The sequence below is a fragment of the uncultured Tepidimonas sp. genome (assembly GCF_938045175.1).
Lineage (GTDB): Bacteria > Pseudomonadota > Gammaproteobacteria > Burkholderiales > Burkholderiaceae_C > Tepidimonas.
The window spans coordinates 1-7,193 of sequence record NZ_CALIND010000065.1 but is presented as its reverse complement, the minus strand read 5'-3'; the positions used below and the strand labels follow the sequence as shown (position 1 = coordinate 7,193).

The following is a 7,193-nucleotide window of genomic DNA, read 5'->3' as shown; positions in this document are numbered from 1 at the left end:
GGGTGGTGGCAGCCACAGCGCCAGCCACGGGCGCCCCTCCGCCAGCGCCTGCGCCAGGCCCGCGTGCAGCGCGGCGTGGTCGTGCAGGCGCAGGTCGGCGATGAACAGGTGAACCACCGGAGCCCCCAGCGGCAGGGATCGACTCATCGGCGACGGCTCCCTGTGGGGCGCGCGGCGGGCGTGGGCGCGTCCGTCGCCGTGCGGGCGTCACCGCGCTGGCGGCGGCAGCGCTCGGAACAATAGCGCACCTGTTCCCAATCGCGCGCCCATTTGCGCCGCCACGTGAAAGGCAGGCCGCAGACGGCGCAGATCTTGGTGGGCAGGTGGGGTTTGCGGTGCATGGCGTCAAAAGAGTGTTAGCTGGGTGGCCGGCGTGGCCACGCGGCGGCGCGCGACCGGCTCGCGCCCGGTGGCGTCGCGGCCCGCCGGCATGCCGCGGCGCGAGCCGTGACGGCGCACGACGTCGGTGGCGGCGGCCTGCACGGCCGGGTCGCGCCGGCGCGCGTGCAACCGCGCTTTGGCCGCGCGCAGCGCGGCCTCCAGCTCGACCGGTGGCACGGGGATGTCGTCGCCGACGCGCACCCCACAGCGCCGCTGCACGTCGGCGGGCATGCGCCACGGCTCGAACAGCCAGGCGTCCGGCACGCGCCGCAGCGCGGGCAGCCAGCGGCGCACGAACACGCCGTGGGGGTCGTGGTCGCGCGCCTGCTTCAGCGGGTTGTACACGCGCGTGGCGTTGATGCCGGTGGTGCCAGCCTGCATCTGCATCTGCGGCCAGTGGATGCCAGGTTCGTAGTCCAAGAACCACCGCGCGAGCCACTGCCCCACGGGGTGCCAGTGCAGCCACAAGGGGTAGGCGGCCACCGACACCAGCATCGCCCGCATGCGAAAGTTCAGCCACCCGGTGGCGCGCAGCATCGCGACGCAGGCGTCGACCAGCGGCCAGCCGGTGCGCCCCTGCTGCAACGCCTCGAAAAGGGCTGGATTCCAGTCATCCTCGCGCAGGCCGTCGTAGCCGCGGTGCAGGTTGCGCCACTCGAGCTCGGGTTCGCTCTCGAGCTTCTGGATGAAATGGCAGTGCCAGTAGAGGCGGCTCTCAAAGGCGCGCAACCCGGCGCGCCAGCGTGCCGCGTCCGCGGGCGCAGCGGGGGCGTCGGCCAGCGCGGCCAGCCGCGCGCGCGTGGCCTGCACCACTTCGCGCAGGCTCAGCACCCCGTAGGCGAGGTAGGGCGACAGCCGCGAGCACGCGGTGGGGGCGGTCAGGGGGGAGGAGATGCCGCCGCGGTAGCGCACGGCCCGCTCGGTCAGGAAGTCGTGCAAGGTCACCTCGCCCCGCGCGCGTCCGCCGCGCTGGCGCTCGGGCGGCTCGGCCGGGTCCAATCCGAGCGCGGCGGCGTCCGGCCATGGGCCGGGTGCGAGCTCGTCGCCGTTCAACCACCATGCGGGGGACGAAAGGCCCGGCGGCGCTGACCACGGCCACGGGGCCGGCACGAGCACGGGCGGCGGCCACGGGGCCGGTGGGGCGGCGACGAAGCGCTCGCGCGCCGTGAGCCACCGGTCGCGGTCACGCAGCCCGCGGATGACGGCAAAGCCCGGGGTTTCGTGTACCGCGACGCCGTGCGCGCGCGCCCAGCGGCGCACCGCCTGGTCGCGGGCGTAGGTGTGGGCGTTGCCGGTTTCCTCGTGTGCGTGGATGGCGGCCAGTCCCAGCCGCTGATGCAGCAGGGCGAGCACCGGCACCGCCTCGCCCACGATGACGCGAAGCGCCGCACGCGGGCCGCCCGCGGCCCGCAGCGCGGCGTCGAGTTCGCACAGGCTCTCGCGGATGAAGCCCCAGTGCTGTGCGGCGGCGTCGGGCTGCCGCCACAGGCTCGGTTCGACGATATAAACGGGCAGCACCGCACCCGCGCGCGCCGCTGCGACGAGCGGTGCATGGTCGTGCACGCGCAGGTCGCGTTTGAACCAGACGAGCTGCACCGGCATGGCAGGTCTTCCGTTCCGTTGATTCCGCCGCACAGACTCAATCGCGCGCCGCCAGCCGCCGCTGCAGCCAGCGCATCAGCGCGCCGATCAGCGGTAGCTGCGCGTACAGCTCCTCGGCCGCGTCCCAGTAGTCGCGGTGCTCGCGCACGCGAGCGTCCGCGGCAAAGCACAGGTGGGTGCAGCCGCGGATGCGGCGCTCGCGCGCCTCGCCACGGAAGCGAAAGACGAAGTCCCAGGTCAGAAAGGCCTGTTGCGCGTCGCCCAGCCGCTCGCGCACGATAAAGCGCGGGTCGTCGAGCTGCCGGTACATGTGCGCGAAGATGCGGCGGATCGCCTCGACCCCCTGCACGTCGTTGAACGGGTCACGAAAGCGCGCATCCTCGGTGTATACCGTCGGGAGCTCACGCAAGGACTCGGGGGTGAGCGTTTCGTAAAAGTTCACCACCCGCTCCAGCGGAGATGCGGCGGAGCTGGCAAGGGGCGCATCGAGGATCGCCGCCGCAGTGGGTGCGCCGTGGGCACGCGCCGCGGGTGGCGACGCTGTTCCGTCGTGCGTGGCGGCCCAAGGGGCCGGGGAAGGATGGGGCGTGCGCTGCGTCATGGTGCTGCGGAGGGTCACAAGCCGGTGGCGCGGCGCACGAGCGCGAAATACCAGCGATCCGGCAGGCAGCGCAGCAGCCGCAGCCACAGCGTAAAGCGCCGCGGAAAGTGCAGGTGAAACACTCCCCGCGCCCAGCCGCGCAGCATCGCTGTCGCCGCCTGCTCGGGGGTGATCAGGGCCGGCATGCGGAAGGGGTTTTGCGCGGTCAGCGGCGTGGCCACGAAGCCGGGGCACACGACGCTCACCCCGATGCCGTGCGGGCGCAGGTCGAGGTAGAGCGTCTCCGCCAGGTTGATCAGCGCGGCTTTCGTCGGGCCGTACGCCAGCGCCTGCGGCAGGCCGCGGTAGCCCGCGACGCTGGCCACGAGGCTCAGGTGGCCGCTGCGCTGCGCGAGCAGCCGCGGCACGCACGTGGCCACGAGGTGCAGGGCCCCCTCGACGTTGATGCGCTGGTGCCGCAGCAGCTCCTCGGCGTCGATGGCGGTGGCGCGCTGCGGTCGGTAGTGCCCGGCGCAAAAGAGGATCAGGTCCAGCGGCCCGTGCGCAAACGCCTCGGCGGCGGCGCGCGCCACCGCGGCGCGGTCGGTCACATCCAGCGGCAGCGCCAGCCGCCCCGGGGCCGCGTCGGCAAACGCCTGCAGCGGCGCGGCGCTGCGCGCGGAGACGATGACGGTGGCACCGCGCGCGTGCAGCGCCTCGGCCACCGCGAGGCCGATGCCCGAGGAGGCACCAACGATCCAAGCGCGTTTACCGCGCCAGTCGCGAAATGGCGGGTTGGCACTCATCGGTCGAGCTTCGTGAACGACAGGGTGACTTCGCCGAGCCGGATGCCGAATTTGCGCATCTCGGCGCGGTTGAGCATCACGCGCTCGTCGATGAGGTACATCCAGTCGTCGAACTGCACCTCGTACACGCGCCCGTCGACGGGCAGGCGCAGCGTGTAGCGCCACTGGAAGGCGTTGCCGCTGACCTGCCCGCTGGCTTCGCCGACCACGTCGTCGGCGGTGCCACGGTAGCGGCCGTTGCCGTCGTCGATCAGCCGCCACACGCGCCGCTCGGTCTTGCCGTCGCTGTAGGTAAAGCGCTCGTCGAGCACCCCCTGGTTGCCGTTCCACGTGCCGGTCATCTCGACCACGAAGCGGCGCACCACCTGGCCGCTGCGGTCCTGGAACATGCCGTGGGCGATCAGGCGACCGTTGAAATAGGTTTTGAGGTCCAGCGCCGGGCGTTCTGCCGCGTAGGAGGCGAGCTGCTGCGACGCGCAGCCCCCTAACAGCCACGCCACACCGCTGACGAGCAGCAGCCGCCGCCACCGGATCCGGTGCTGCAGCGGATGGGACAGGATCAGTGCCATGGTCGGTCTCCAGTCGGGTCGGGGAGGAGGTGCGTCATTGCGGGGGGACAACGCTTCGGGACAGGGAGGGGCGTGTCATCGCGGAGGGACGATGCTTTCGGCGATGGGTTGGGTGAGCGGCATCGCGGGCCGGCGGCGCACGAAGCCGTGCCACAGCAGCGCGGCGGCCAGCGCCTTGAAGAAGCAGGGCAGCACCGCGTAGGCGACGGTGAGGGCCTGCAGCCCGGCGGTGTCGCGCGTGCCGGGGGTGTAGCCCAGCAGCGCCAGCACCGGCAGCGCGAGCCCCGCGGCCAGCGCCAGATTGCCCTTGGCCGCGAGGTTCCACCAGCCGAAGTAAGCACCTTCGTGGCGGCCGCGGTCGCCGGTTTCGTCGATGACGCCGGCGAGCAGCGCGGCGGGCAGCGCGAGGTCTGCCCCCAACGCCAGCCCCGACAGCCCGCACACCAGCGCGTACGCCACGGTGTCGCCGGCGTCCAGCCCTGCCGCCCAGACGAACATGGCGATCGACAGCCCCATGCCGAGCAGCCACGCCCGGGCGAGGCCGACGCGCCGCACCGCTGCCAGCCACATGGGCATGCCCGCCGCGGCGGCGAGGAAGTAGATCGACAGAAACAGCGCCTCCCACTGCGGTGCCTGCAGCCGGTCGGCGATGAAGAACAGCACCAGTGTCGCCGGGATCGCGCTGGCGAGACCGCTCAACACGAACACCGCCATCAGGCGGCGAAACGCCGGGCGTCGCCACGGCAGCCGCAGATCGGATGGGATGAGGGGGGTGGCGGACACCGGTGTGGCAGGCGCGGATGTGGCGGGTGTGGATGTGGCGGGTGCGTTCGCCACCGCTGTCGGGTGCGGGCCCCGGCCCCAGGCAAAGAGCGCTAGCGGTAGCGCCACCGCCAGCACGGCGAGCGTCACCGACCAGCCCGCCACCGCCGGCAATACGGACGCGGTGATCACGCCGGCGAGCGTCCAGCCTTCGCGCCACGCCACCAGCCGCGCCTGCGTCGGCGCGTCACCGCCCAGCCGCGCGCCCCAGCTCTGGTGCGCGATGGCCAGCGCGCTGTACGCGAGCGTCGTGACCACCAGCCCGCCCAGTGCCCACGCGGGCAGCGCGCCCGAGACGCCGGCCGGCGGAAACAGCAGCGCGAGCATGCCCACCCACAGCACGAGCGCCGCGACCCACGCCCACCGCCACACCGCCTCGGCACCGCGCCGGTACACCCCGTCCAGCCAGCGCCCGAGCAGCGGGTCGGTGAGCGCGTCGAACACCCGCGCGAGCAGCAGCACCCCGCCCAGCGCGCCCAGTGGCACGCCCAGCGTCGCGTAATGGTGCGGCAGGTGCACGTACAGCGGCAGCGCGGCGAACGCCAGCGGCAAGCCGGGCAGGCCGTAGCGCCAGGCCGATCGGGGCGGGGCGGCGGGCGGGGTCATGGCACCGACGCCCCGGCCGAGGTGCCGAGCAGCGCCTGCCGCAATCCGGGTTCGGAGGTCGTCGGTGCCAGCCAGATGCCGAAGAAGCGCTCGGCGAACGCGGCGTCGTCGATCGCCCCCAGTGGCTGGACGCGGCCGTCGGCACGCGTGAGCACGAAGCGTGCGCCCACCCCGGGCTGCCACAGCCCCGCGATGCGGTCACCCGGCTGCACATCCGGAAACAGCCGCTGCATCGCCGACAGCCAGGCGGTCTCGGCTGCTGCGGGCAGCGGCCCCGGGCGGCGCATTTCCTCCAGCGAGCGGCGCGCGATGTCGGCGCCGCGAAAGCGTCGCTGGTAGGTCAGCTCCAGCACCACGGGCTGCCGCCCGAGCGCGCCCGCGTGCCAGCCGGGCGCGGCCAGCAGCCGGGCGTCGTACACCGCCATCCCCAGAAACCGCAGCGTGCCCGTGCCGACGATCGTCGCCCCGGGCAGCAGGGCGGCGGCCGCGTCGGCCGGTGCCACCGCGGGGGGTGGCGGCTCGACGTTGGCGTGCGCGTCCGCGGCAGGCCCCCAGCCGATCGCGAGCGTCAGCAGCACTAACCCGGCGCACCTCCGCCCGGTCTCACGGCCGCTGCAGCGTGTACTGCACCACATCGATATCCCCGGCATCGAAGCCGGCCTCGCAATACGCCAGGTAGAACGACCACAGCCGCACGAAGCGCTCGTCGAACCCCAGCGCCAGCACCTCGTCGCGGCGGGCGAGGAAGGCCTGCCGCCAGCGCCGGCACGTTTCGGCGTAGTCACGGCCGAATGCGTGCGTGTCGACGATGCGCAACCCCGCGCGCTGCGCCTGCTGCTGGAACGCCGACGGGCTCAGCAGGCATCCGCCGGGAAAGATATATTGCTGGATGAAATCCGTCGAGCGCAGGTAGCGCTCGAAGAGGGCGTCGCGGATGACGATGGCCTGGATGCACGCGCGGCCGCCCGGGCGCAGCAACCGCTGCACGGCGCCGAAATAGTCGGGCCAGTATTCGCGGCCGACGGCCTCGATCATCTCGATCGAGACGATCGCGTCGTACGGCCCGTCGGCGATGTCGCGGTAGTCCTGCAGCCGCAGCGTCACGCGGTCGCTCAGGCCCGCCGCGGCGATGCGCGCGCAGCCGTGCGTCAGCTGCTCGGTCGACAGCGTGACGCCCGTCACGCGTGCGCCGAAGTCGCGCGCCGCCGTTTCCGCCAGTGCCCCCCAGCCGCAGCCGATTTCGAGCAGGCGGGCATCCGGGCCGACGCCGGCCATGCGCAGCGCCCGCCCGATCTTGGCGCGCTGCGCGCTGGCCAGATCGCGCTGCGGGTCGCCGTCGAACCACGCGGCCGAGTAGGTCATCGTCTCGTCCAGCCACAGCCGGTAAAACGCGTTGCCCAGGTCGTAGTGCGCGTGGATGTTGCGCCGGCTGCCGCTGCGCGTGTTGCGCCGCAGCCGGTGGCGCAGGCGGTACAGCAGCCGCCCGGCCCACGAGCCGTGGATGACGTCTTCCAGCGCGTGACGGTTGGCCAGCATCAGGCGCAGCAACGCCGGCAGGTCCGGCGTGCTCCACAGCCCGTCCAGGTACGCCTCGGCAAAGCCGATGTCCCCGCTGCGCAGCGCCGCGGTGGCGGCGGACCAGTCGTGCAGTTCCAGCCGGGCGTGCGGCGCGGTACCGGCACCGAAGTGCAGCGCTTGCCCATCGGGTGTGACGAGTTCCAGATGGCCGTGCGGCAGCCGCTGCAGCAGGCGCAGCACGGCACGCGCGGACGCCGGCACGCGCCGCGGCAGGACCGTGGCGCCGTCGGAACCGCGCGGCGGCAGCGG

At 73.1% G+C, this 7,193-nt stretch carries 8 protein-coding genes; all 8 read right to left on the bottom strand.

Features of this window, described 5'->3' with window-relative positions:
* Window positions 1–143: 143 nt before the first annotated feature.
* Window positions 144–341: a DUF2256 domain-containing protein gene (locus Q0716_RS03355; protein ID WP_052231728.1), complete on the bottom strand. Its 198-nt coding sequence runs from the start codon at window positions 339–341 to the stop codon at window positions 144–146.
* Between the two features lie 4 nt (window positions 342–345).
* Window positions 346–1,983, bottom strand: coding sequence for a cryptochrome/deoxyribodipyrimidine photo-lyase family protein (locus tag Q0716_RS03350; RefSeq protein WP_058616180.1), 1,638 nt, complete (start codon window positions 1,981–1,983; stop codon window positions 346–348).
* A 37-nt stretch (window positions 1,984–2,020) separates the two neighbouring features.
* Window positions 2,021–2,425 (bottom strand): nuclear transport factor 2 family protein, encoded by a 405-nt coding sequence (locus tag Q0716_RS03345; RefSeq protein ID WP_231572210.1) that lies wholly within the window; start codon window positions 2,423–2,425, stop codon window positions 2,021–2,023.
* Window positions 2,426–2,598: 173 nt separating this feature from the next.
* Window positions 2,599–3,369 (bottom strand): SDR family NAD(P)-dependent oxidoreductase, encoded by a 771-nt coding sequence (locus tag Q0716_RS03340; RefSeq protein ID WP_043702982.1) that lies wholly within the window; start codon window positions 3,367–3,369, stop codon window positions 2,599–2,601.
* The gene (locus Q0716_RS03335) at window positions 3,366–3,938 is read right to left on the bottom strand and encodes a DUF3833 domain-containing protein (protein ID WP_052231727.1); all 573 of its coding nucleotides are present in this window, start codon (window positions 3,936–3,938) and stop codon (window positions 3,366–3,368) included. The genes Q0716_RS03340 and Q0716_RS03335 overlap by 4 nt, the downstream gene beginning before the upstream one ends.
* A 75-nt stretch (window positions 3,939–4,013) precedes the next feature.
* Window positions 4,014–5,366: an MFS transporter gene (locus Q0716_RS03330; RefSeq protein ID WP_043702979.1), complete on the bottom strand. Its 1,353-nt coding sequence runs from the start codon at window positions 5,364–5,366 to the stop codon at window positions 4,014–4,016.
* Window positions 5,363–5,944, bottom strand: a complete 582-nt coding sequence (locus Q0716_RS03325; protein WP_231572209.1) for a chalcone isomerase family protein — start codon at window positions 5,942–5,944, stop codon at window positions 5,363–5,365. The genes Q0716_RS03330 and Q0716_RS03325 overlap by 4 nt, the downstream gene beginning before the upstream one ends.
* 25 nt (window positions 5,945–5,969) lie before the next feature.
* Entirely contained in the window at window positions 5,970–7,190 is a 1,221-nt protein-coding gene (locus tag Q0716_RS03320) for a cyclopropane-fatty-acyl-phospholipid synthase family protein (RefSeq protein ID WP_143898076.1), read from the bottom strand.
* Window positions 7,191–7,193: the final 3 nt, after the last annotated feature.

Excerpts from the sequence above, each read along its gene's own strand:
- Q0716_RS03355 (WP_052231728.1), bottom strand. The coding sequence starts at position 341 with ATGCACCGCAAACCCCACCTGCCCACCAAGATCTGCGCCGTCTGCGGC.
- Q0716_RS03335 (WP_052231727.1), bottom strand. The coding sequence starts at position 3,938 with ATGGCACTGATCCTGTCCCATCCGCTGCAGCACCGGATCCGGTGGCGG.
- Q0716_RS03340 (WP_043702982.1), bottom strand. The coding sequence starts at position 3,369 with ATGAGTGCCAACCCGCCATTTCGCGACTGGCGCGGTAAACGCGCTTGG.
- Q0716_RS03330 (WP_043702979.1), bottom strand. The coding sequence starts at position 5,366 with ATGACCCCGCCCGCCGCCCCGCCCCGATCGGCCTGGCGCTACGGCCTG.
- Q0716_RS03350 (WP_058616180.1), bottom strand. The coding sequence starts at position 1,983 with ATGCCGGTGCAGCTCGTCTGGTTCAAACGCGACCTGCGCGTGCACGAC.